19 protein-coding genes and 1 other RNA gene are annotated in these 24109 nt (G+C 46.1%); 12 read left to right on the top strand and 8 right to left on the bottom strand.

Annotation, left to right across the window (positions count from 1 at the left end; genetic code table 11):
* Nucleotides 1–123 precede the first annotated feature (123 nt).
* Both QUB68_RS04805 and QUB68_RS04800 read left to right on the top strand, forming a co-directional pair.
* Nucleotides 124–633, top strand: coding sequence for a CAP domain-containing protein (locus QUB68_RS04805; protein ID WP_332989873.1), 510 nt, complete (start codon nt 124–126; stop codon nt 631–633).
* 213 nt (nt 634–846) lie between these two features.
* Nucleotides 847–1485, top strand: a complete 639-nt coding sequence (locus tag QUB68_RS04800) for a ribonuclease D (RefSeq protein ID WP_332989872.1) — start codon at nt 847–849, stop codon at nt 1483–1485.
* Between the two features lie 191 nt (nt 1486–1676).
* Here the strand turns inward: QUB68_RS04800 and QUB68_RS04795 are convergent, their stop codons facing one another.
* Nucleotides 1677–2744, bottom strand: coding sequence for a hypothetical protein (locus QUB68_RS04795; protein WP_332989871.1), 1068 nt, complete (start codon nt 2742–2744; stop codon nt 1677–1679).
* A gap of 328 nt (nt 2745–3072) precedes the next feature.
* On the opposite strand from QUB68_RS04795, the gene QUB68_RS04790 reads away from it, so the two are divergent.
* Nucleotides 3073–3234, top strand: a complete 162-nt coding sequence (locus QUB68_RS04790) for a hypothetical protein (RefSeq protein WP_332989870.1) — start codon at nt 3073–3075, stop codon at nt 3232–3234.
* On the opposite strand, the gene QUB68_RS04785 is transcribed toward QUB68_RS04790, so the two are convergent.
* The gene (locus tag QUB68_RS04785; RefSeq protein ID WP_332990162.1) at nt 3231–4376 is read right to left on the bottom strand and encodes a HetZ-related protein 2; all 1146 of its coding nucleotides are present in this window, start codon (nt 4374–4376) and stop codon (nt 3231–3233) included. The genes QUB68_RS04790 and QUB68_RS04785 overlap by 4 nt on opposite strands.
* A 215-nt stretch (nt 4377–4591) precedes the next feature.
* On the opposite strand from QUB68_RS04785, the gene glyS reads away from it, so the two are divergent.
* The 3 genes from glyS (at nt 4592) to murD (ending at nt 8616) form a co-directional block, all read left to right on the top strand.
* On the top strand, nt 4592–6739 hold the full coding sequence (glyS, locus tag QUB68_RS04780; RefSeq protein WP_332989868.1) for a glycine--tRNA ligase subunit beta: 2148 nt from the start codon (nt 4592–4594) through the stop codon (nt 6737–6739).
* 285 nt (nt 6740–7024) lie between these two features.
* Entirely contained in the window at nt 7025–7195 is a 171-nt protein-coding gene (locus QUB68_RS04775; RefSeq protein WP_332989866.1) for a hypothetical protein, read from the top strand.
* A gap of 68 nt (nt 7196–7263) precedes the next feature.
* Nucleotides 7264–8616 carry a UDP-N-acetylmuramoyl-L-alanine--D-glutamate ligase gene (gene murD / locus QUB68_RS04770; protein ID WP_332989864.1) on the top strand — a complete coding sequence of 451 codons (1353 nt, stop codon included), beginning with the start codon at nt 7264–7266 and terminating at the stop codon, nt 8614–8616.
* 82 nt (nt 8617–8698) lie between these two features.
* Here murD and QUB68_RS04765 read toward each other — a convergent pair whose 3' ends face one another.
* The 6 genes from QUB68_RS04765 to QUB68_RS04740 all read right to left on the bottom strand — a co-directional run bounded on the left by QUB68_RS04765 (nt 8699) and on the right by QUB68_RS04740 (nt 12699).
* A complete protein-coding gene (locus QUB68_RS04765; protein ID WP_332989863.1) occupies nt 8699–8854 on the bottom strand; it encodes a hypothetical protein in 156 nt (51 codons plus the stop codon).
* Between the two features lie 51 nt (nt 8855–8905).
* Nucleotides 8906–9268 (bottom strand): hypothetical protein, encoded by a 363-nt coding sequence (locus tag QUB68_RS04760; protein WP_332989861.1) that lies wholly within the window; start codon nt 9266–9268, stop codon nt 8906–8908.
* Nucleotides 9237–9419, bottom strand: coding sequence for a hypothetical protein (locus QUB68_RS04755; RefSeq protein WP_332989859.1), 183 nt, complete (start codon nt 9417–9419; stop codon nt 9237–9239). Before QUB68_RS04755 ends, QUB68_RS04760 begins: the two co-directional genes overlap by 32 nt.
* A gap of 75 nt (nt 9420–9494) precedes the next feature.
* Entirely contained in the window at nt 9495–9914 is a 420-nt protein-coding gene (locus QUB68_RS04750) for an MAPEG family protein (RefSeq protein WP_332989857.1), read from the bottom strand.
* A gap of 178 nt (nt 9915–10092) precedes the next feature.
* Nucleotides 10093–10428, bottom strand: coding sequence for a hypothetical protein (locus QUB68_RS04745; RefSeq protein WP_332989855.1), 336 nt, complete (start codon nt 10426–10428; stop codon nt 10093–10095).
* Between the two features lie 522 nt (nt 10429–10950).
* Nucleotides 10951–12699 carry an ABC transporter ATP-binding protein gene (locus QUB68_RS04740; protein ID WP_332989853.1) on the bottom strand — a complete coding sequence of 583 codons (1749 nt, stop codon included), beginning with the start codon at nt 12697–12699 and terminating at the stop codon, nt 10951–10953.
* A gap of 635 nt (nt 12700–13334) precedes the next feature.
* Here QUB68_RS04740 and groL point away from each other — a divergent pair.
* From groL to QUB68_RS04710, 6 genes are all read left to right on the top strand, one after another.
* A complete protein-coding gene (gene groL / locus QUB68_RS04735) occupies nt 13335–15038 on the top strand; it encodes a chaperonin GroEL (RefSeq protein ID WP_332989851.1) in 1704 nt (567 codons plus the stop codon).
* A gap of 488 nt (nt 15039–15526) precedes the next feature.
* Nucleotides 15527–19759, top strand: a complete 4233-nt coding sequence (locus QUB68_RS04730; protein WP_332989849.1) for a PAS domain S-box protein — start codon at nt 15527–15529, stop codon at nt 19757–19759.
* Between the two features lie 125 nt (nt 19760–19884).
* Nucleotides 19885–21054 (top strand): magnesium/cobalt transporter CorA, encoded by a 1170-nt coding sequence (gene corA, locus QUB68_RS04725; RefSeq protein WP_332989847.1) that lies wholly within the window; start codon nt 19885–19887, stop codon nt 21052–21054.
* 333 nt (nt 21055–21387) lie between these two features.
* Nucleotides 21388–21818, top strand: an RNA gene (gene rnpB, locus QUB68_RS04720) — RNase P RNA component class A.
* A 238-nt stretch (nt 21819–22056) separates the two neighbouring features.
* Nucleotides 22057–22764, top strand: a complete 708-nt coding sequence (gene rnc / locus QUB68_RS04715; protein WP_332989845.1) for a ribonuclease III — start codon at nt 22057–22059, stop codon at nt 22762–22764.
* A gap of 210 nt (nt 22765–22974) precedes the next feature.
* Nucleotides 22975–24078 carry a Gfo/Idh/MocA family protein gene (locus QUB68_RS04710; RefSeq protein WP_332989842.1) on the top strand — a complete coding sequence of 368 codons (1104 nt, stop codon included), beginning with the start codon at nt 22975–22977 and terminating at the stop codon, nt 24076–24078.
* Nucleotides 24079–24109: the final 31 nt, after the last annotated feature.

The following is a 24109-nucleotide window of genomic DNA, read 5'->3' as shown; positions in this document are numbered from 1 at the left end:
GGCGGTTGAAACCGCGTCTATACAAACGATGTCCGCATCCGTTCTTCAACCCGCGGAGGCGGGTTTTGTTTGTGTCGCCGCGGTTTCAACCGCCCGGTCTTGTTTATCTTACGCTAATAGTTCATGTCCAAAGCTTTGGTTTTGATATCCTTAGGATTCTTGACAATCCTGCCTAATTGTGCCGAGTCCATTCCTGCGCGATCGCTCCCACAAACTTCCATGAATACTAATATTGCTGCCACGAGTTCAATTGCTGAGTTAGAAAAAGCTGTTAACCAACAGATCAATCAATATCGAGCCTCGAAAAAGTTGCCTGCGCTGACTGTCGATCCGCGAATTAGTCAGATTGCCAGAATTCACAGCGAAAATATGGCGAGTGGGAAAGTTAAATTTAGCCACGATGGATTTGACGGGCGGGCGAAAGCCATTACTGTGCCTTATCAAAGTGTAGCTGAAAATGTTGCTTACAATTTCGGCTACAGTGACCCGGTTCGCAATGCTGTTGATGGTTGGATTAAAAGTGATGGCCACCGCAAGAATATCGAGAGTCAATTTAATTTGACTGGTATTGCGATTGCCAAAAATGCCAAAGGGGAGTATTATTTTACTCAGCTTTTTGTCCGCAGTCGATAATTTGTTATTTGTTATTTGTTATTTGTTATTTGTTATTTGTTATTTGTTATTTGTTATTTGTTATTTGTTATTTGTTATTTATACCAGTAACCAATAACCAGTAATCAGTAACCAATAACCAAACCAGTAACCAGTAACCAGTAACCAATAACCAGTAACCAGTAACCAATAACCAATAACCAGTAACCAGTAACCAATAACCAATAACCAAGAATGGAATTTCCAGATTTTCAAGTGTGCGATCGCGATATCTCCGATTCTCTCTTATCTTATTATTTGACGGCTGAGGATCTCGCCGTTGATACGGAAACGATGGGTTTGCTACCGTGGCGCGATCGCTTGTGTTTGGTGCAGTTGTGCGATCCGCAAGGTAAAGTTGCGGCGGTGCGGATTGCTAAAGGCCAGACGGCGGCACCGAATTTAAAAAAGTTAATGGAAGTTCCGAATATTGAGAAAGTATTTCACTTTGCGCGCTTCGATATGGCAACAATGCGTCACAATTTAAGTATTGACATTGCACCTGTTTTCTGCACAAAGATAGCAAGCAAATTAGCCAGAACTTACACTAACAGACACGGACTTAAAGAGTTAATCCAAGAATTGGAAAAAGTAGAACTCAACAAGACTTCTCAAAGTTCGGATTGGGGAAATTCTCAGCATCTTTCAGATGACCAACTTAGCTACGCCGCGAACGATGTCCGCTATTTGCTGAGCGCTAAACAAAAGTTGACGGCTATGTTGCAGCGAGAGGAACGCTGGGAAGTTGCACAGCAATGTTTTCAGTGTTTGCCTGTTTTTGTGACTTTGGATTTGTTGCAGTACGATAAGATTTTCGAGCACGGCTCATCTTAGGTGCGATTCCCTACGGGATAGCTTCGCTTCACGCAAAACTTTACTCACAGAGGTTCGTAGTAAGGACTTTAGTCCTTCTTCAGTTCGATGAAAAATGACTAAAGTCCTCACTACGAACCTAATTATTATTTATTTATTTGACGGGACGAGATTTGAGTTAAAGAAAATTAAAAATTTAGCACTATTTCTAATTAGGGATGCTCGGAATGGTGTTCGTGCATCAAAGCTTCAATTTGGTCGTCAACATTTCTTACAACTTTTTCCAAAGCGGGTAAGCCTTCCAAAGGTGAAGGAGAAAGCCGAGTGCGATCGCGAATTTGATTCACTTTCCGCTGCAATTCTTGGGCTAGTTGCAGCGCATCCCGACTTAAAGTAGACAATTGCTGCTGCTGGTAAAACCTCAAAGCTGCCCCGCGCAACACTTGCAGCGTGGCTTCTTCCTTGCCGCCCACCGCCATGATCCGCAAGCGCAACAGCAAATGAGTGTTTTGATAGATGCGTTCAACTTCAACTTGTTTGGGCTGATCCACCGGGGAAACAGGCATATCTGTCAGGCGCTTCAACTCGTCGATCACCTCTTGGAACAGCACGGGATGCAGACCTTCGAGCATCGATTTCAAAACGCCGTCTTGACTCCAAAGAATCCGGCCCATCGATTGGTGACGCTCAAAAAACAGGCGGCCGATACCGTCTAACAGCACTCTACCGAGCAATTCTTGCAGCAGTTGGGGCGCGGGCAATGTTGCCAAAACGGAGACTGGGCTTGACAAGTGTAAGGCTTCGACATCCAAAACCGACAGCTCTGGAGGCATCTGATCAACTTCGGCGAGATCGGGTTTAAATCGATCGCGAGCCGGAATTGAGGGTTCGGCCACAGACAGCAGGGTTTCTGCTTCGGAGCCTGAAGTTGCTGGTGCGGGATTTTTGGGTTTTAGGACTGCTGCGGTTTGTGTCGGGCTGGGTTCTCTGATTTGGCTCCCGTGGAGCAAGTAAGCTGAGAGCATCGAGCGCTGAGTGTCCGAGGCAATTTGCTCTGTTGTCACCGAGCAATTCATGTAAGCTAAAATCCGCTGTACGTAGTCGAAGGCGGAGTCGTCTTGGGCATCGACTACGCCTAATTTAAATAGATTGCCTTCTAGAGATAGAGGCAAAACTTGATAGTAAAGGCAGGCTTCAAAGGGGACAACTGTATCGATTAGTTGAAATATTCGATCGGAGTCCATTGTAGCCGCCGAGTCTGTTGAAGATGTATGTACCATTAGCTTCTCTGTAGTCGGAAGCGCGATCGCGCCACACCAACCTGATTTATAATTTAAACCGCTGCAACATCCCTGACGGAGCCATTCGTCTCAAAACCGGAAGCTTTTATCAAATAAAAATCCTGAGTGCCAGAATTTTCTTTCTGCTGTATTCCAGTATCAAATTATACCCAAACTTTGACAATTAGATGATGACGGGCGCACTGGCAACGACCGAATTATGTCACTAATGCGCAAGTATTACCAGAAATAATTGGTTTAAAGCCGGAACCCTGATCGGCGAGAAATTAAAAGAAAACTATTCATTACTCCAATCCTCGGACTTCTTTTGTCAACTGTCAACTGTCAACTGAATGACAGATGCACCACAGCCGATGATTTACGGGCAACCGCTGAATTGAGGATTGGTTACAAAATCGACATTTATTCGATCGCGCTGCTAGCATCTTATCCTACGCAGCAGCGATCGCCATTAATTGCCTGCCGTTAATCTTCGACGGGCGATCGATCGTTGCGGAGAGATTGAGCTGCTAAATAAAGTTTGCTCCACTCGCCGATGACTTGATTGGTTTTCAGTTTTAATTCAGAGGCGATCGCCTCTACACTTTTCCCGGCTTTGAGAGATTCTACCAAATGCCGCTGCACCGGCGTCAGGTCTTGTAAATATTGCTGCCACTGGGCGGGAGTTAAGCCCAAACTGTGTTCTTGGAGCGAAGTTTCCAGCCAGTTGGCAACTAATTCCGGTGCTTGTTTGACCGCAAAAACGCGAATCGCGTGGTAACTGACTTTTTCTCGCAAGCGGTAAATTTGCTTGACCGGCACCTTCAAATCCTCAGCAATTGCCTCTTGGGAACGACCTTGCAAGTAAAGCCGCAGCCACCGCGAAGCCAGCGGATCGACTTCAGCAGTTAAGTAATTCTCAAATTCTTGTTGGACAATTTGCCGCTGAGTTTGCCGCTCTTCCCAAGCTTGATTTTCTCGATACTCGGACATCGCCTGTTCGTCTAGCAGGCTGAGCGGTTCGTCTGTATCGTCTGGTTGAACCTGTTCCGACACCAGCCGCACCCAATCTCCCGCCGGGACTTGTGTCAACCCGCCCCGCTGGGAACGCCGCAGGTAGTTGACGAAGCGGTACACCAGCAGCGGCTGGTTGCGGATCGGCCGCAAGCAGTATTCTTCTGTGCTTGCTAGCAGCAAAGCATTTCGCAAGCGTTTATCTGTTGTGCATTCGGCAATCCAGGCGACTTGCTGCTGGAGGTAGCGATCGGAATTCAGCATTTCCTGAATCACTTCTTGCAGTACCTCCACCGCACTGCGCTGTCTGTCGCGGCTGAGGGAAACCCAGGCTTGGATTTTTTGCCGCAGCACCACCAAACCGCCTAGCCGCCCGATCAAGTTGCGGTAAGCTCTTTCTGGCGCTACTCCCAGATACCGCTGCTGTAAAATTCGATATAAAAAGTCGATCGCCCCAGAGGCGACGTTAAATTGAGTCGGATTGAGAGAGTCAAATCTTTCTGGCTTGTCTCCCAACAGCCAGCGCACAACACTCTCGCGAGTGCTAGAACTCTCCTGCGGGCAATCTTGTTCGAGTCGCGACTTCCAATCTTGTGCCAGTCTTTCCGCCAAGGTCATGTGCTGTTGAGAATATCTTTCACCCCCGATTTTAAGTGGTATGCTGGTCATTTGAGTCTTTTTTGGCTCTAATAGGATTTGCGTATCCCTAAAATAGTTCCATTGCGCGATCGGCGATCGCAATTCCAGGCTATTTTGACGGCCGATCCATAACTTTTGTAACGATCGAACCGGCAGATGAATTGCCTCTTGACACAAACACCTAAATTTGTTATATGCCTAACTTTTTATTAGAACTCGGTACCGAAGAATTGCCCGCATCTTTTGTCGCAGGCAGCGCCCAACAGTGGCAGGTACTCATACCTACAACTCTCGCCGAACAATCCTTGACAAATAACTCAATTAATGTATACGCGACTCCGAGGCGTTTGGCCGTTCTGATCGAAGGACTGCCAGTTAAACAATCAGACAGAGAAGAAGACGTAAAAGGGCCGCCCGCAAGTTCGGCTTTTAAAGATGGCAAACCGACGAAAGCAGCGGAAGGTTTTGCCAAAAAACAAGGTGTAGAAATCGATGCTTTGGAAGTTCGCGCTACGGATAAAGGCGATTTTGTGTTTGTGCTCAAACAGATTCCGGGGCGGATGACGGCGGATATTTTGACCGAACTTGTGCCGCAGTGGATTAATAAGTTAGAAGGTAAAAGATTTATGCGGTGGGCTGACGGAGATTTGAAGTTTCCGCGCCCGATTCGATCGATCGTGGCACTGCTTGATGATACTGTACTGCCAATTACCTTGGTCAGCGGTTCGGATACAGTTAAGAGCGATCGCATTTCCCAGGGACATCGAGTGTTGCACCCGCAACCAGTCTCGATTCCCCGCGCCGAGGATTATGTCGAGTGTCTGCGGGCTGCGGGCGTGGAAGTCGATCGACAACAGCGGAAAACTCAAATTCAAGCACAAGTAGAAGCCGCCGCCACCAAACAAGGCGGTTACGCCGACATTACCGAAGATTTGTTAGAAGAAGTCACCGACTTAGTAGAATGGCCGAACGCAGTTGTCGGCAAATTTGACGAGGAATTTTTGATATTGCCGCCGGAAGTAATCACCACAATTATTGTCACCAACCAGCGCTATTTCCCAATCCTCAAAAGCCCAGATTTCCCCGAACTTCTGCCCTATTTTATTACAATTTCTAACGGCGATCCAGCGAAAGCAGCGATTATTGCCGCTGGTAACGAGCGAGTCGTGCGGGCGAGATTGGCAGACGGTCAGTTTTTCTACAAAGCAGACTTGGTAAAGCCTTTAGAGGATTATTTGCCCAAGTTGGAGACGGTAACTTTCCAGGAAGATTTGGGTACAGTGCGCCAAAAGGTCGATCGCCTGTGCAAGATTGCCAGTTTAATTGTCAATCAACTGCCAATCACAGAGGAAGAGCAAGCTGATGTAGCCAGAGCAGCCTTACTTTGCAAAGCCGACCTCGTTACCCAAATGGTTTACGAACTTCCAGAAATGCAAGGAATCATGGGGCAGAAATACGCCTTAGCAAGTGGCGAATCGGAAGCAGTAGCCACAGCGATTTTTGAACATTATTTGCCCAAAGGCGCTGGGGACAATTTGCCACAAACTCTCACAGGTCAAGTTGTCGGAATAGCAGACAAACTAGATACATTAGTCAGCATCTTCGGCTTGGGAATGCTGCCGACTGGTTCCTCCGATCCTTTTGCCCTGCGCCGCGCCGCAAATGCAATCACTAACATTATTTGGGCGGCTCAGTTGCCCATCAATTTGCACCAACTACTTGCCGAAGTTGTCGCGGAATTTACCGCAGCGCGCCCGGAAACATCGGCGGAGTTGCTATCGCAGCTATACGAGTTTTTCCTGCAAAGAATTAGGACTTTGTTGCAAGAAGAAAATAACGTAGATTACGATTTGGTGAATGCAGTTTTGGGAGAAAACGACCCAGAATATACTGAACGAGCATTGAGAGATTTGTTGGACGCACGGGAAAGAGCGCTTTTCCTACAACAAATCCGCAATAACCAGACTTTGGATCTAATTTACGAAACAGTCAACCGTTCAACTCGTTTGGCGGCTCAAGGTGATTTGGATAAAGTAGAATTGGAACCGAAAACGGCGGTGAAAGCGGAGTTATTTCAAAAGTCGTCTGAACAAGCTTTTTATGATGCAGTCGTGCAGTTAGTGCCGCAAACGCTGCTATGCAAACAAACTCGCAATTACCAGCAGTTGGTAGATAGTTTGACTGAAATTGCTCCGGCTGTGAGCAGCTTTTTTGACGGCCCCGAAAGCGTTTTGGTGATGGATTCTGACCCGGAAATTAAGCGCAATCGGTTGAATTTACTGGGTTTGTTGCGGAATCACGCGCGGGTGTTGGCTGACTTTGGGGCGATTGTGAAAGGTTAAATAGAGGTTAAAGTCGAGCTTTTTACTTAAATACAATTGCAAAACTTGCAAGGATCGTGAAGGTATGAACAATGAATGAGAGACAAATGATTCGTAAATGGGCGCAACAGTCAAATATCTATTTTTGGCTAGCACCACTGGTTGTTGTCGTATACTATCTAGTATGGAGAGGAAACCCTCTGATGAAGGAGGGATACTTATTTGTATTAGTGGCGCTTCTTCCAGTCGCATCATCATATGAGCGTCGCTGTTTATCCAGAGAGATTGTCCGGTTAGAAGAAAAAATTGAAGAACTTGAAAGACGCACTCCTTGAAAAACTCAAAAAAAGGTCGATCGAAATCACAAAAGAGGACACGGCAGTGCCGTTTCCTTACGAATTAGGATACGGCAGTGCCGTTTCCCTACGAATATCACGGGCGATCGCCCTATTGAAAATTAAGCAAAATGGCCCATAGCCAAAAACCCATGCAAGGTTAAGATATTAACTTATAAAACCAGGAAAGTTCGCTCCATCACATAACTTATGCCGATCGCTCATATCATTGGATTAGGAAAATCAGGGAATGCCGCCGCCAGACTGCTCAAACGCGAAGGATGGGAAGTAACGCTGAGCGATCGCTCATCAGCCCCAAATTTGCTCGAACAGCAACAGGAACTCGCTAGCGAAGGAATTGCAGTTGAATTAGGTAAATCTTTTGAACCTGACAAATCTATAGAATTAGTAGTAGTAAGTCCGGGCGTTCCCTGGGACAGTCCAGCATTAGTGCGCGCCCGAGAATTAGGAATTGAAACAATCGGAGAAATGGCCCTCGCGTGGCGTTATCTCAAATCTCCTTGGGTGGCAATTACTGGCACTAACGGCAAAACTACGACTACTGCTTTAATTGCTGCGATTTTTGCAGAAGCCGGGCTTTATGCTCCCGCTTGCGGCAACATTGGTTATGCTGCGTGCGAATTAGCTTTAGCCGAAAAACCGCCGGATTGGGTAATCGCAGAAATCAGTAGTTATCAAATAGAATCATCGCCGTTTGTAGCGCCGCGAATCGGAGTTTTGACAACTTTGACGCCGGATCACCTCAGCCGCCACAAAACTTTAGAAAATTATTACAACATTAAAGCGCATTTGCTGAAAAAGTCGGAATTGCAAGTAATTAACGGCGACGATCCTGTTTTGCGGCAGCAAGGAGTTGACATTTGGCCGGATGCGTGTTGGACGAGTGTTAAAGGTGAAAAAGATTTGTTGGGAAAACGTGCTTTTGGAGCGTACATCGCAGATGGTTGGGTAATCGCTCAAGGCGAGAAAATTCTGCCGGCTGAGTCTTTGCGGATGGTGGGCGAACACAATTTGCAAAATTTGTTGATGGCGGTGGCGGCGGCTAATTTGGCGGGGATAGATAAAAGTGCGATCGCCCGGGCTATTGCTAAATTCCCCGGAGTGGCGCACCGCCTCGAACACATCTGCACTTGGGAAGGCATAGATTTCATCAACGACAGCAAAGCGACTAATTATGACGCGGCGCAAGTCGGGTTGGCTTCTGTGAGTGCGCCTGCAATTTTAATTGCGGGCGGTGCTTCCAAGGAAGGCGATGATAGTGGCTGGATTGATACAATCAAGGCGAAAGCTGCTGCGGTGCTGCTAATTGGGGATGCGGCGGGCATTTTTAGCGATCGGCTCGAACAAGCCGATTATAACGCTTGGGAAATCGTCGAAACAATGGAAAGAGCAATTCCGAGGGCGGCAGAATTAGGCAAACAAAATCATGCTAAAGTCGTGTTGCTTTCGCCAGCTTGCGCCAGCTTCGATCAATACCAAAACTTCGAGCAGCGGGGCGATCATTTCCGTCAATTGTGTCTCGAATCGCTAGCCCAAAAGTAGGGCGGCATTGCGCCATATCCGTAGGGACACGGCATTGCCGTGTCCGGTGCGGGAACGTGCGATTTTGGAGATGCCACAGCCCTCAAACACTCTTCCAAATATCCTTAATTCTCGCCTGCTGTTCCCATTCTAGCTCATGAAAAACTAGCATCATTTCCTCATGAGTATAATCAATAATAATCTCAGCCAACTGAGCCAGGGTTTCTGCTGACAGCATGGCTAGTTTCAATTTGGTCATTGCCTCTTTTTCCATTAACGCTAAAACTTTAATCTTTACCTCACTGTTATTTTAAGTTTCCCTGCAAATCTCTTTCAATTTTGCATTAAAACTAGAAACCTCAGCGACACTAATTATATCAAAATGTCGCGAGGATATTTTAAAATTTTCCCGGCAAACCTGAGAGCGCAATTTTTCATCTATCTCCAGAATCTTGCCTTCGGAAGTGGCAGTTTTTCGCAACAAAATTGCGATTTCCCTTTCCAGTTGGCGATTTCCTTGCTCAAAGAAATCTTGAGAGTTAGAACGAAACAAACCGCTATTGATTTGCCCAATTGGTCTGGCTGTCAGCGATTGAGCCGAGACAGCAGCCGGAAATGCCAAAGATGCTGTTAGCCACAAGCTAGGAATTATCTGTTTGAGAATGCTGTTCATAACTGTCGGGAGAACTTTTTACCTCTGTTGGTTTCTCGTCTTCTGACTCGCTTGCTAATTCATCTTCTAATTCAAGTTTTTCTTGCCACTCGGTAAGCTGCTGAAAAAGTTTCTGGTTAATTTCAAATACGGGTTTGTTAGTTTCTGACATATTTACTCATGAAGGTGATTGAAATAATTTGATTTACGGCGTCAGGTGCGCGCTGCGCACCCTACTAAATATTACTTATGCCTGTGAAATCTTCAGCAGCGACATGATGATGCCAATTAAGGAACCGCCAAGCAAAGTTAAAGTAGCTAAGGTACTAATGCCAAATCCTGCGGCTCGTTTTTCCGCCGCTTGATAGTAACCCCAAGCAAACAAAATGCGTCCAACTATCCAAACTGCACCGATACCGGCGGCCCAAATTGGGCTGACAAATTGCGAAAACAGCCACAGCGAGGGCAAAAATAGAATCATTTGCTCTAAGGTATTTTGCTGAACTCGCAACACTCGCTCAAAGTCTGGGTTTCCTGTCATCTGCGGGGGAGAAACTTTGTATTTGAATCTAGCTCTGCCGACGTTGATGGTAACAACGAAGTAGAGTATTAATGCTGAAACAGTAATTAGACTGGGCCAGAGTGTGGCGTTTGCTTCTGCGAGCATGATTTGGGATTATTCGGGTGGAGTATATATCTTGATTATAAATCAATTATTGTCGATCGCGTCATTCATCGCGATCGGGTCATTCAAGGCACGGGATTTGATGCAACTGCTGGCTAATGGAGCGTGAATTGTTAATAGGTGAGTAGAGATGTTATCCCATCCCTACTCGCTTCCGGCTCTACAATTCAATCACTGCGACTTTCTTTTTACTCTTTTGGTCGCGAAGGACTACGGTATTGTAAGGGGAAGTATCCGTCCCTAAGGGGATGGCAATTTTAACGGTACCCCTATTTTCTTTGAGTTCGCCTAGTTCTATGGATTTATTTAAATTTCCATCTATCGCTAGGTAGGCAATCAATTTTACTTTGGAATTTGTGACTTCTAAATCCTTAAAGAGTAAGGCCTCTCCTCCCTCAGGGTCGATTCCGAGAATGACCGTGCCGTGCACGACAACCGAACTTTCTTCTTCATCTACGTTACCCATCTTGATGTCAGCGGGGTCTTGACCGTCCATTGGCATATATCCTCAAATGTCTGTTGATTTTAAATACTTTTCAGCTTATCTTAATGACCGAACCATAACTAAAATCTTAAGACAGAGATTCCGCATTGCGATCGCTATACCGTTAGTAATAGAAATTTTACCCATCTTAGATTGACCAGAGGATTTTGAGCCGCAGATAGGGGTAATATAGCAGTTGACAGTTGACAGTGGACAGTTGACAGTTGCATAACCCGAATCAAATCATTGATGCAGTACGGGTATCGGCTCTATTCATGAAGTTATTTATGTCCTCACCGATGTGGCGGTTGCTATATCATGTCCGGTCAATTACTATAAAAGTTCGTAGTGCGGAATGCGAGTCCGCTCTCAGGCTGCGGAATGCGAGTCCGCACTACGAACTAATCTTATTGCAGTTAACAGTCCTGGAGTCTCTAATATTTTAGTGCTGCTTCATGGAGAATTTGTATAAACAATTTCCCGACGATTGGAAGGACTTGCATTCCTTACTACGAACCTGTGCGATCGCACAACTCAATGCAGCAATTCCTCTAGTTTTTGCTGGCTCCACAAATACTGATAAAGCCCTGTTTGCTTTACCAATTCTGCATGAGTGCCGCTTTGCACTATTTCTCCTTTTTCCATGACAAAAATGCGATCGGCACTAGCAGCAGCGGACATCTGATGCGAGATGAAAATTACGGTTTTGCGATCGGTGCCGGTTGCCAAGTTATGCAAAATATCGCTAGCAGTTTGATTGTCCACGCTGGAGAGAGCGTCATCCAAAATTAGCACGGGAGCATCAACTAACAAGGCTCTAGCTAGTGCTGTCCGCTGCCGCTGTCCGCCGGATAAGGTGATGCCGCGCTCGCCCACGACTGTTTTGTACTGCTGCGGAAAGTTCAGGATTTCGGGGTGAATTTGCGCTTGTTTGGCGGCTGATTCAATCTCCGGCTGTTCCGCTAAAGGATTGCCGTAGCGGATGTTATTCTTGATGGTAGTGCCGAACAGAAAGCTTTCTTGGGGCACGTAGGCGATCGCCCCACGCAATTCCCTCAACTTGACTTCGGTAATATCCTGTTCGTCTACAAATAACTGACCCGGATCGATATTTAGCAAGCGCGGCAGCGCATTAGCTAAGGTTGATTTGCCAGAGCCGATCGCCCCAACAATGGCGACTGTTTCCCCTGGTTTTATGGTAAAATTGACATCTTTGAGCGCGCGCGTTTTAGCACCGGGATAGGTGTAATTCAAGTTGCGAGCCACAATTTCGCCGATTACTGGCATTGGCAATTCAACTGCACCGGCAGCATCCTTAATTCTCGGTTCCACAGTCAAAATTGCTTCGATGCGATCGACACTGACTTCTCCGCGCTGGTAAGCAGTAATTGTGAAACCCAACAGCGCTGTCGGAAACACCAAACGCTCGACATAAATCAGCAAAGCTACAAAATCCCCGACGCTAATTATCCCATTAGCAATTGCCCCACCACCGGCAGAAAGCAGCACCAACAAACTGATGCTTGCCAAACCGCCCAGCAGCGGAAAAATAAAGTTTCTAGTTTTAGCTAATTCCAAATTAGCTGATAGCAACTGTGCGTTGCAATCGCGAAAAGCTCGGCGTTCGTTTTCTTCTTGAGCGTAAATTTTAATTACGGAAATTCCGCTCATATCCTCCTGAATCAAATCGCTCATCGCTGACAGTTCTTCTTGCACCGTTAATTGCTGGATGCGAAGTTTGTCGCTAAATAACTGCACCAAAACTAGCATTAAAGGATAAACTGCGATCGCCAACAGCGTCAGCCGGACATTAATCCCCAACATCACCGGCAAACTCAAAGCATAAGCAAAGGCTGTATTTGCCAAACTCAGCACTGCAAAACCCACCAAGCGGCGAATATTGTCCAAATCGGAAGTAGCCCGGTTAATTAAATCTCCTACCGTATTGGCAGCAAAATAAGACGGTTCTAATGTTAATAAATGATTAAATATTTGCTGTTTGAGGTCAAATTCTACTTGACGCCCCACGCCAAACAACAGAATCCGCGACACCATCCGAATCACCCACATAATTGAGGCGAGGATCAGGATTAGCACTATGTAGTTGAAAACTTGGTCAAATTTAGTGGCAACTTGGAGTGTGTCAACTGCATTCCTAATCAGCAGGGGAATGTAAACGCCCACAGCATTGACAATTAATAGGGAAAAAACGCCCCAAAATGTGGGTTTCCAGTGCGGGCGCATATAGGAAATGAGTTTTTGCAGTCGAGAATAACGAGCCATTATGTTAAGTCAGTTGTCAGTTGTCAGTTGTCAGTTGTCAGTTGTTAGTTGTCAGTTGTCAGTTGTCAGTTGTCAGTTGTCAGTTGTTAGTTGTCATTCGTCATCAGGAAGAAGGCATGAAAGGCTTCGCTCAAGGTAAAAAGAAGCTAGAAGGAAGCTCTATCCTAAGCTAGATGATCGCCGATGGAAGTTAAGAATTTTTTGAATGAAAATTGTGCTTTGGGATGACACGCCGTAAATATTGGGTTTGGGGCCGAGGCAAAAGCCGATCGCCCGATATGTCACAAAACACATTATATCTACCAAGACACGGCAGTGCCTTTAGTCGTGTCAACTTAACCCGCTTTCCCACAGTCCGGCGGGGGTTCAAACCCCCGCCTCAAAGCGAAAGTCCTCGCTATGAGGACTAAAGAACTCCTCAGTCCTCATAGCGAGGACTTTCGCTATTAGACAGGGACTTCAGTCCCTGGCGGGTTTCAGCTTAAGTTGACACGCCTTGGGCACTGCCGTGTCCTGAGCTCATCCACCCCCATTATCCCCCGCACGGCTGAGGCGCGCTACAATCTAAAGTCGATCGGCTTAGCACTCAGACTCAGAGAGTGCTAAATTTGCTATGTAAGCCAAAGGAGACAAACATGACCAAAATAGTTGCATTTAGCGACAAATCTCGGCGGGCACTAGAACGCGGCGTAAATCAACTCGCCGATGCAGTCCGCATCACCTTGGGCCCCAAAGGCCGGAATGTCCTACTCGAAAAGAAATTCGGCGCTCCCCAAATCGTTAACGATGGTATCACCGTTGCTCGGGAAATTGAACTCGAAGACCCCCTCGAAAATGCCGGCGCTCGCTTAATTCAAGAAGTCGCCTCCAAAACTAAAGATATCGCAGGCGACGGCACCACCACCGCTACGGTGATCGCTCAATCCCTGATTCGCGAAGGTTTGAAGAATGTCGCAGCAGGCGCCAATCCAGTCGCACTGCGCCGCGGGATTGAAAAAACGATCGCCCACTTAGTCCTAGAAATCGCAAAATTGGCGAAACCAGTCGAAGGAGCTGCCATTGCTCAGGTCGCCACGGTCTCCGCCGGTAACGACGAAGAAGTAGGCGCCATGATTGCTCAAGCAATGGAAAAAGTCACCAAAGACGGCGTAATTACTGTTGAAGAGTCGAAATCTCTGTTGACAGAATTGGAAGTTGTCGAAGGGATGCAGTACGATCGCGGATATCTTTCCCCGTATTTCGTCACCAATAGCGATCGCATGGAAGTTGAGTATGAAAACGCTCGCATCCTGATTACCGACAAAAAAATTAATTCCATTCAAGAACTAATTCCGATTCTGGAAAAAGTCGCCCGCACCGGTTCACCGCTGATCATTATCGCCGAAGATATTGAAGGTGAAGCTTTGGCAACTTTGGTAATTAACAAAGCACGCGGCGTGTTGAACATCGCAGCTACCAAATCTCCTGGTTTTGGCGAGCGACGCAAAGCTATGCTTCAAGATATCGCCGTTCTGACCGGCGGTCAACTGATTTCTGAAGAAGTCGGACTCAGCATTGATACCGCAACACTAGAAATGCTCGGTACCGCCCGCAAAATTACGATCGACAAAGAAAACACGATCATTGTCGCTGGCGACGAACACAAAGCAGACGTGCAAGCACGGATCGAGCAAATCCGCAAGCAGCTAGAAGCAACGGATTCCGACTACGACACCGAAAAATTGAGCGAACGCATTGCCAAACTCGCTGGCGGTATTGCTGTAATTAAAGTAGGCGCCGCTACTGAAACCGAGCTCAAAGACCGCAAATTGCGCATTGAAGACGCTCTCAATGCTACTAAAGCTGCTGTGGAAGAAGGTATCGTCGCTGGAGGCGGTACGACGCTGATTCACCTGATTACTAAAATAGATGCAATCAGAAAGACTTTGGACGCTGAAGAGCAAGTTGGCGCTGACTTGGTTGCTAAAGCTTTGGAATCTCCTTTGCGTCAAATCGCTGATAATGCTGGCGTTGAAGGTTCGATCGCGATCGAGCGAGTGCGGGCTAGCGAGTTGAACATTGGCTACAATGCTCTCACCGACGTGTACGAAGATATGATTGCCGCCGGGATTATCGATCCGGCTAAGGTTGTGCGATCGGCTTTGCAAAATGCCGGTTCCATTGCTGGTATGGTGTTAACCACTGAAGCTGTGATTGTCGAAAAACCAGAGAAGAAAAAAGCCGGCGGCGACATGGGCGACATGGGCGGCATGGGCGGCATGGGCGGCATGGGCGGCATGGGTGGCATGGGCGGCATGGGCGGCATGGGCGGCATGGGCGGCATGGGCGGCATGATGTAGTCATTAGTCATCAGTCATCAGTCATTAGTGATGAGTTGGCAGCTAAAAACTGCCTGGTGACTGCTGGTTTTTGAGACCAAAAAGCCGTCTGTAGCGTCTGTAGGGTGCGCACTGCGCACCTTACGCTATTGATAAACTAAGATTTTTCCCAGAAACCGCGTCTTTCCCCCTTCTCCCCATCTCCCGCAATCTCCCGCAATCTCCCGCAATCTCCCGCAATCTCCCCATCTCCCCCTCTCCCCATCTCCCCCTCTCCCCATCTCCCCCTCCCTTTTGTATCCGATGCGTCTTGTGAAAAAAAAGAGCATCTGCTGTAATTAAGTTATATTCAGAAAAATACTATTTCCTGAAAATATTTGTATGATAGGGGACGGCGCACTTTATTGCACCGGGAACCGCAGCAATAAAGTACGCAAAAATATTTGAGTGAGTTAAACTAACTTTAGGAAAAATTTAAAGCTTAACTTGCAAGCGATCAAAAAATACCCATGCAGGAAGTTATCAACTCGTTACAGTCTTTTTTCTCTAACTCTGTTGATGCTTTCCTAGAGTGCGATCGACAGCAAAAATACTTATCGATCAATCCCGTTGCTGCTACTTGGATGGGATTGGAGCCGGGTGAAATAGTCAACAAAACTAATCAGGAATTGTTGAAATTATATCCCCATAATGAGGGTCTCAAAAATATAATCTCGCAGATTGATTCCTGTCTAAAACAAGTGTTTATCACTGGTGAAAAAAAGCTGGCAATTCACGAGGTGAGGGCGGCAGATGGGGGGATGAAAATTTACGAAACAGCTTACACGCCAGCGGTGGATGCCTCTAGCAACCAGATGCGGGTTTTGGGCGTTGGCAGAGATATCACCAGGCATTACCGCTGGCAGCAGCAGAAAACTCAACAGTTGCGCCGATCGAACCATTTACTGTGGTTGAATGCAGCTAATAGTCCCCTGGCAATGGTAGGCTGGGATGAGGATTTTCGGATCGTTCAGTGGTCGAAACGCGCCCAAGAAATGTTTGGCTGGACATCCGATGATATGCTGGGCAAGCAGTTCGGCGATTTGGATTTGGTTTGCGAGGAAGATAGAGAGGCTGTAAGTGCGATCGAACTCGAACTAGCCTCCGGCAACGGCAATACTTCAATTAATCAAAATAAAACTAAAAGCGGACAGGTAATTTGGTGTCGCTGGTTCAACTCGATTATTCGCAGCGGCGATACTTTTACCGTGCTTTCTTTGGTGGAAGATATCACCGATCGCAAACGGTTGGAAGCAGAAAAAGCCCAAGCTTCTCGCCTCACAGCAATGGTAGCGGATGTCGGTATTGCCCTCACCAAACACCCTCAAGATATCCTGCTGCCCTGCTGCGAGGCAATGGTGCGAAATCTCGATGTCGCCTCTGCTGAAATTTGGACTTTCAACTCTCAACACAATGTCTGGGAATTGCAAGCAGTTGCGGGAATTTACAGCCGTACAGCAGAGAGGGCTAGCTTTATTCAAAATAAGGTTAACTCGATCGCCCAACAGCAACAACCGCAATTTGACTGCGGATTTGAACTGAATAATTTTGGACTCCCAGAGGCAGAATCGCCAGCAACAGCAGCAGAAAGTTCTAAACTAGCAATTATCAACAGCCGTCAAAATCCGGTAAATTGCCAAATTCCCAAGCAAATTCTCACCTTCGCCGGCTACCCTTTAATTGTCGAAGAAAGACTGGTGGGAGTCATGGTAATTATCAGCCGCCAGCCGCTGACAGCACCCTTTGAGGAAACTTTAGCATCCGTTGCCGATGTCATCGCTTTAGGCATCGAACGCAAGCGCGCAGAAGCTGAATTAAAATCAGCGAGAAGCTTCCTCAATTCTGTAGTAGAAAATCTGCCGGTGGGAGTTTTTGCTAAAGATGCTTCTTCGCTGAAATTTGTGCTATGGAATAAAGCGGGAGAAACGATCGCAGGTGTTACCTCTCAAGAGGCGATCGGCAAAAATGACTATGATATTTACTCCAAAGAACAAGCTGATGTTTTCACCGCTCAAGATAGGGAAATATTGACCGCTCATCACAACCACTCTACTGTTAAAGAAATAGCCGAAGAGCCGATCCAAACTCGCCACAAAGGCATGAGAATACTGCACACCCGCAAAGTGCCAATTCTCGACGCTCAGGGGCATCCTCAGTACGTTTTGGGGATTACTGAAGATATTACCGAACGCAGGCAGGTAGACGAAAGCGTGCGCCTCTACGACCAAATTGTCGAAAATATGCAAATTGGTTTGTACGTCTACCATTGGGAAAATCTAGACGATGATAGCACCTTGAGGGCGATCGCCTCGAATCCCGCTGCTACCAGGTTTACCGGGTTAGAAATGGCCGACGTTTTGGGCATGACAATCGACGAGATTTTTCCCAATTGGCGATCGAAAAACATTCCCCAAGCATTTGCTGCGGTAATTCGCACCCAAAAAGCCCTAGAAGTTGAAGATATTGACTGCGATGAATTCGGCAAAATAACTCGCGCTTTTTCTATTAAAGCTTTTCCCTTACCGAACAACTCCGTCGGCGTTGCTTTTGAAAATATTACAAAGCGCAAGTGCCTCGAAGTAGAATTGCAAGTAGCTTTGGCACAAACCGAAAGTTCCGAACAACTGCTGCGCACGGTAATCGACAAAACTAGCGACTGGATTTTTGCCAAAAATAAAGATTTTCGCTATATTTTGGCAAACAAGAGTTTAGCTGAAGCGATCGGCAAAACAGTCGAAGAAATCCTTGGTAAAACAGATCTAGAATTAGGATTTACAGAAGAGCTCATATTTGGGAATTCCGCCAAGAATATCCGAGGATTCCGCAACGATGACTCTGCTGTACTTGCCGGAGAAACCATCCACAATCCCTGCGATGCGGCAACTGTTGCTGACGGTTCAGTACATATTTTAGACACCCAAAAACTCCCTCTGCGCGATGCTGAAGGCAATATATTTGCAGTGCTAGCTTTCACTCACGATATTACAGAACGCCATGAATCGGAAGCAGCTTTGCGGAGAAGCGAAGCCCGATTCAGGTCTTTGGTAGCTAATATTCCCGGAGTGGTTTATCGCTGGCGGTGCGATTTTTCGACAAGTTTTATTAGCGAGGCAATTTACTTACTAGCGGGCTACCCGGCTGGGGAGTTTATTTCGCGTTTGGACAGCGGAAGCCGGACTTTTGCTAGCATTATTTACCCGGAAGATTTGGCAAAAGTAGAAGCAAAAATTCGGCAAGGAATAGAAAATAAACAGTCTTATAACTTGGAATACCGTTTGCTAGCAGCAGACGGCACGGTTAAATGGGTTTGGGATAAAGGTTCTCCCGTGTTCGACGCAGATGGGAGTGTTTCCTGTTTGGATGGGGTGATTTTGGATATTAGCGATCGCTACTACGCCCAAGAAGCACTGCGCCAAAAAACTTCGGAGTTGGAAGCTGTTTTTCTGGCATTGCCCGATTTGTATTTCCGCCTCAATGCTGACGGCATTATTTTGGATTACTTGTCAGGAGATTCATCGGATTTGTACTTAATTTCCGAGTGTTTTCTGGGCAAACGAATAACCGATATATTGCCGGCAACGGCCGCCAGTTTATTAGATTTGGCTATTCTTGAAGTTTCTGAAAACAGAACTCCAGTTAACATAGAGTATTCCCTACTCATGCCGTCAGGAGAAGAAACTTATGAAGCGAGATTGCTGCCTTTGAACTCGAATCAAGCGATCGTGATCGCCCGCAATATTACTAAGCGCAAACAGGCAGAATCTCAATTAAAACATAAAAATTACGAGCTAGAGCAAACATTGCAACAATTAGGAAGGACTCAAGCTCAACTAATTCAAGCCGAAAAAATGTCTAGTCTGGGACAGCTAGTCGCCGGAATTGCTCACGAAATTAATAATCCTGTCAGTTTTATCTACGGTAATATCATTTACGCTAGCGAGTATGCCAAAAACTTGCTGCAACTGTACAGTTTGTATCAAGAACATTACCCGGAACCTGTTTCTGCGATCTCGGAGTTTGCTGATAAGATAGAAGTGGAATTTATGAAAGACGATTTTCCGCACCTGCTGAATTCAATTCAAACAGGAGCCGATCGGATTCGAGAAATTGTTCTGTCTCTGCGCAACTTTTCCCGCCTGGAAGAATCAGATATTAAGCGTGTTGATATTCATGAAGGAATTGATAGCGCTTTGTTGATTTTGCAGCACCGACTTAAAGAAAACGGTAGAAATCGCCAGATTGAAATAGTAAAAGAATATGGTACACTGCCACCTGTACAGTGCTACGTCGGACAGTTAAATCAAGTGTTTATGAATATACTAAGTAATGCCATTGATGCTTTGGGAAGTGTTAGAAATAGAAAGTTAGAATTGGCGAGTGCAACGGATGGGGAACGACCAAATTTTCCGAGTTTACCTTTGGCTGGTGACGCATTACCTTCGATTCGGATTCGCACGGAGGTGTTGGATAACAATCGGGTGGCGATCGCAATTTCCGATAATGGGTCAGGAATGGCAGAGTCTGTTAAATCTCGGATATTTGACCCGTTTTTTACTACTAAACCAGTCGGTAAAGGTACTGGTTTGGGACTGTCTATCTCCTATCAGATTGTGGTGGAAAGACACAAAGGCGGGCTGCGCTGCATGGACGCACCTGGTGGGGGAACTGAATTCGCGATCGAGATTCCAATTCGGCAAAGGTAATGGGTAATGGGTAATTGGTAATTGGTAATTAGTAATTGGTAATTGGTAATTAGTAATTGGTAATTGGTAATTGTACGAGAAAAATGATAACCTAATTAAAGATACTAAAAGTCAGGAAGATCAACATGGTATACAAAGGCATAAATACTTCTAGTGCAGTTGCGAAACCAATTAAAGACGATGATGATGATTCCTACGTTGACTATTTTTATGACGCTCCGGGGGCGTTGCCGGGAACTCTCGACTTAGAACCCGATGCGCCGCCTCCAGACATTGTATTAATTGACTATTGCGAGACAGGAGCTACTCGCCCCAAAAAAATGGTAAATCCTCGAGAAGCTGCTGCCTATTTAGATACAGAATCTGTTTCTTGGGTTGATATGTTGGGATTGGGAAACAAAGAAACTTGGCGACAAATGGGCGAAGTGTTTGATTTGCATCTTATGGCTCAAGAGGATGTGGTTAATGTACCACAGCGCCCTAAAGTTGTAGATTACGAAAATCACATTTTAATCATTGCTTGGATGGTGATGGTACACCCAAAATTAGAGACTTTTCATAAAGAACAAGTAAGTTTTATTTTGGGCAAGCATTACCTGTTAACAGTTCAGGAAGAACCGGACTATGATTGTTTTGACCCCGTGCGCGATCGCATTCGCAAAGGACAAGGAAGTATTCGCAAGCACGGAGCCGATTATCTGGCTTATACTCTGTTAGATTCGATTATAGATGGATTTTTTCCTGTATTAGAAGTGTACGGAGAGCGCATTGAAGAACTAGAGGATGAAGTGGTGGTGAACCCCACCCGCAAAACTCTTGAAAAGATTTATAAAATCCGGCGAGAATTGCTGACGCTGCGCCGCGCAATTTGGCCGCAGCGGGATGCAATTAACACGCTAATTCGAGATGGCAGTGATTTGATTAGTCCAGAGGTGCGAATTTATCTGCGCGACTGTTACGATCACACGGTGCAGGTGATGGATATGGTGGAAACTTACCGGGAACTTTCTTCGGGTTTGATGGATGTTTACTTGTCTTCGGTTGGCAACAAAATGAATGAAATCATGAAACTGCTGACTGTGATTTCTAGTATCTTTATTCCTCTCACTTTTGTGGCGGGAGTATACGGGATGAATTTCAATACAGAGAAATCGCCTTTGAATATGCCAGAACTGAACTGGTATTTTGGCTATCCGCTTTGTTGGGGGCTGATGCTAGCGATCGCCTCTAGTTTAATTTACTTCTTCTGGCGGCGCGGCTGGTTTGAAAACTTTTCTACTCTTAAGGATGACTGAGCCTAGGAATTAGATAAAATGCGATCGCCCCACACGACATTTTTCAGGACACGGCGTTGATATGTTTGTTATACCAGTTAAAAAAAAATGCAATTGTGGGACTTACGCGCGCTGACCTCAAAAACCCGGTTTCTACGAGATTTTGTGTTTAGTAATGAGAAATATAGGAAGAAACCGGGTTTCTAGCCCCTGGTTGCAGCCTTGTCATAAATCCTGGTATCATCAGCCAAAAATCCTTAAGATCTCAGATTCAATACGAGAGTAAATCAAAAATCAAAAATCAAAAATCAAAAATCAAAAATCCCTCGATTCCTGTACAATAAATCTGGGGAAAAAGTAGGCGCAGGCGGTTGCGGATTAGCGAAAGCTGGTCTGAGGAAAGTCCGGGCTCCCGAAAAACCAAACTTGCTGGGTAACGCCCAGTGCGAGCGATCGTGAGGATAGTGCCACAGAAAGATACCGCCCCCAATTTGAGATTTGAGATTTGAGATTTGAGATTGCATCAAAAATCGAACATCTAACTTCAAAAAATTTTAGGGTAAGGGTGCAAAGGTGCGGTAAGAGCGCACCAGCAGCATCGAGAGGTGCTGGCTCGGTAAACCCCGGTTGGGAGCAAGGTCGGAGGAACTATGGTTGGTTTTTTACCAGTTCCGTTTTTTGGTACCGCTTGAGGCGTCTGGTAACAGGCGTCCCAGATAGATAACTGCCGTCGAAAACTGCTTGCAGTTGAGATAACAGAACCCGGCTTATGTCCGACTTTTTCCCCTCCAATTTTTCGATAAGGTTCGCTCATCAGCATCCGCAGAAATAGTTTGGCAACGAAACAATTAGTTTTTCAATCAAAAGCTTTTTATAAAAATAAATTTGATATTTACTTCAACAAATTATGCTAGTTTAGATAACATTCAAATTCAGAGAATCATCAGTCATCAAATTCGTAATTATTAAGTTATAAATCTTAACTCTCAAATCTTAAACCTCAAATCTCAAATCTCAAATCGTATGATTTATCCTGGTCGGCAAAAGCAACTTGAAACATTAATTCAAAAATTGGGACTGCCGAAGGATGCTGCGATAAAATGGCATCTTGTCGATTTAGCTTTGACTCATGCGAGTGCTTCTGCTAAGGCAAATTACGAGCAATTAGAGTTTGTGGGCGATGCCGTGGTGCGGCTGGCGGCGTCGGAATTGTTGTTTGAGATTTATCCTGACTGTACGGTGGGAGAATTTGCTGCTATTCGATCGATCTTGGTGAGCGATCGCATTCTTGCTAAAATCGCTGACAGTTACGGGTTCGATCGCTATTTAATCGTTTCCAGCAGCGCCGCCGCAGACAAAACAGGCGCTGTACCCCGGCTGGCGGATGCTTTGGAAGCCTTACTCGCCGCCCTTTATTTGAGCGCCCAGACGTTAGAATTAATTCGCCCTTGGCTCGATGGTCACTTTCAACGTTTAGCGGCGGAAATTCGCAGCGATCCGGCCCGCCAAAACTACAAAGCTGCTCTCCAAGAGTTGACTCAAGGCAAATACAAAACTTTACCCAAATATAGCGTGCGAGAAACCGGGACAGTACAGGGCGGCGAGGATCGTTTTACAGCCGAGGTTCACATTCAGGGAGATTTGGTAGCAGAGGGAAAAGGTCGATCGATCAAAGCAGCGGAACAAGCAGCGGCTCAGGCAGCTTTTAGTCAGTTGACAGTTGACAGTTGACAGTTGGCAGTTGGCAGTTGGCAGTTGGCAGTTGGCAGTTGACAGTTGGCAGTTGACAGTTGGCAGTTGGCAGTTGACAGTTGACAGTTGGCAGTAGTTATTAGTCATTGGGAATTGGGAATTGGGAATTGGGAATTTTTAGTATTAAAAGAAACCTAAAAATTACCAATTATGTTATAATTAGTGTGCGATTTTTGAAATTTATAATCAATGAAAATCGGAATAGCTGTATTGGGTGCGGGCCGCTGGGGAGTTAACCTAATTCGCAACTTTCTCGAACATCCCAACAGCGAAGTTTTAGCGGTAGTAGACCCCAATCGAGATGCGTTGATGGCTGTCCAAAAACAGTTTAATCTGCATCCCTCTGTGATTCTAGCTGCCGATTTGTCACAAGTGCAAGAATTGCCGGGACTGGATGCTGTGGCGATCGCCACTCCAGCTTCCACACACTACACCCTCGCAGCAACAGCCCTGCAACAAGCCTACCACGTTTTAGTAGAAAAACCCCTCGCCCTCAACCTCTGTGAAGCAATAGAACTCTGCGAATTAGCCCAAAAACATCAGCGTCAACTCTTCGTTGACCACACTTATTTATTCCATCCAGCAGTCGATCGCGGCCAAAGGATTATTCAGCAGCATCAACTCGGAAAATTGCGCTACGGTTACGCCCAGCGCACTCATTTTGAACCGGTACGACACGACGTTGATGCCCTTTGGGACTTGGCAGTTCACGATATCGCTATTTTCAATACTTGGCTGGAACAAAGCCCAATTCAAGTCAGCGCTACGGGGACTGTATTTCCCAAGTCAGAAGTCACAAGTCAGAGTGAAGAAGGAATAAATCAAGAACCAGGATTAGCAGATTTAGTTTGGGTAACGCTGACTTATCCCGACGGATTTCAAGCATTCATTCACCTGTGCTGGCTAAATCCCGACAAACAAAGGCGCTTAACTGTTGTCGGTAGTTTGGGAACTTTGATTTTTGATGAAATGTTGCCGGAAACTCCCCTGATTTTGCAGCGCGGTAGTTCAATTCGGGGGGGCGAAGAGCAGAATTTTTGGGAAAGTGCGATTCCCTACGGGATAGCTTCGCAGCGCGTACCGCAGCCAAATACTAGCATCGCAAGTCGCGACATATTAAGTTTAGAACAAGTAGAACCGCTGCGCCGAGTGTGCGATCGCTTCCTTAACTGCGTGCAAACAAATACCCCTTGTCCTACCTCTTCCGGCTGGGGCTCCGTAGAATTAATCCGCATTCTCAGCGCTTTGAGCAAATCCCTCGAACTCGGCGGACAGCCTCTCATGCTATTTTAGATTTGAGATTTGAGATTTTCCCAGGGAAAAA

It is taken from the genome of Microcoleus sp. A006_D1, assembly GCF_036702805.1.
Lineage (GTDB): Bacteria > Cyanobacteriota > Cyanobacteriia > Cyanobacteriales > Microcoleaceae > Microcoleus.
Note: the sequence above shows the minus strand (reverse complement) of the source record. Positions and strands in the feature narration are given on the sequence as shown.